This is a genomic window from Amycolatopsis minnesotensis (genome assembly GCF_039529815.1).
Lineage (GTDB): Bacteria > Actinomycetota > Actinomycetes > Mycobacteriales > Pseudonocardiaceae > Amycolatopsis > Amycolatopsis minnesotensis.
In genome coordinates this window covers 1-611 of sequence record NZ_BAAANN010000147.1, presented here as the reverse complement: position 1 = coordinate 611, position 611 = coordinate 1, and the positions used below count along the sequence as shown (strand labels likewise).

The following is a 611-nucleotide window of genomic DNA, read 5'->3' as shown; positions in this document are numbered from 1 at the left end:
CTCCGCAACCGCATCCCCCACCACACCCCTCTCCCACGCACAACAACGCCTCTGGTTCCTCCACCAATTCACCCCCAACACCACCGAATACAACTCGGGAATCGCGTTGCGGCTGCGGGGAAAGCTGGATCTCGACGCCGCCGAAGCGGCACTGCGGCAGATCGTCGACCGGCACCAGCCCCTGCGGACGACGTTCGACACCGTCGACGGGCGCGGCGTCCAGATAGTCCACGACACCTTGGACGCGCGACTGACCACAATAGACATTCCGGGGGATGGGGAAAGCGCACGGGAGGCCGAACTCGACCGGAGCCTCCGCGCCGAGATCTCGAAGCCGTTCGATCTCCGCGCCGGTCCGGTGTTCCGCTGGACGCTGTTGCGGGTGGCGGCCGACGATGTCGTGCTGTCCCTGACGATCCACCACATCGCGACGGATGGCTGGTCCCTCGGCGTGCTGGCGAAGGAGTTCGGGGAGTTCTACACCGGGCACGTCCACGGCACCCCGGTCGAGCTGCCCCCGCTCGCGGTGCAATACACCGACTACGCCCACTGGCAACGTCAACAACCCCCCACCGCACTCGCCGAGGACCTCGCCTTCTGGAAAACCACCC

General features: G+C 66.6%; 1 protein-coding gene. It reads left to right on the top strand.

Going from position 1 to position 611, the window contains the following annotated elements; translation table 11 throughout:
* A partial coding sequence (locus ABD256_RS44245; RefSeq protein WP_344432416.1) for a condensation domain-containing protein occupies positions 1-611 on the top strand: 611 nt, incomplete at both ends.